Annotated in this window: 1 protein-coding gene; it reads left to right on the top strand. The window is 54.4% G+C overall.

Features of this window, described 5'->3' with window-relative positions:
• The coding region (locus AC2A06_RS18855; protein WP_484381299.1) for a hypothetical protein at window positions 1–447 on the top strand (447 nt) is incomplete at both ends.

The following is a 447-nucleotide window of genomic DNA, read 5'->3' as shown; positions in this document are numbered from 1 at the left end:
CCCTGAGCGCCGCCAACAGTGGCCTGACAACCGCAACCGACACCCTGATAGCAGCGCTGGCAACGGTCAATTTGACTGCGGCCAATGCCTTGGGTAGCAGTGATGTTGATGTAGTGGGTACTTTGAACCTGAATGCTGCCGATACGCTGGCCAACATACTCAGTGGTGACGGTACCATCAACACCAATGCGGCAGTGACCTTGGAGGGGACCAATGATTTTACTGGTCAGCACAATATCAATGCCGGTGGTGTATTAACCATTACCGATGTCAATAACCTGGGCACGTCGGATGCCAGTGTTGACCTGACAGCTGCTGGTGCTGAACTGATACTCGATGGGGTCAGCGGTACGCTGGCTAACACCTTGAGCGGTGATGCGGCCTCAACGGTACAACTGACGAATACTGCAGATACCACGCTGACCGGTAGCAACACGCTGTTTGCTG

The organism is Serratia sp. HNCC26DJ244 (genome assembly GCF_057180565.1).
This window is presented reverse-complemented; position numbering and strand designations above follow the sequence as displayed.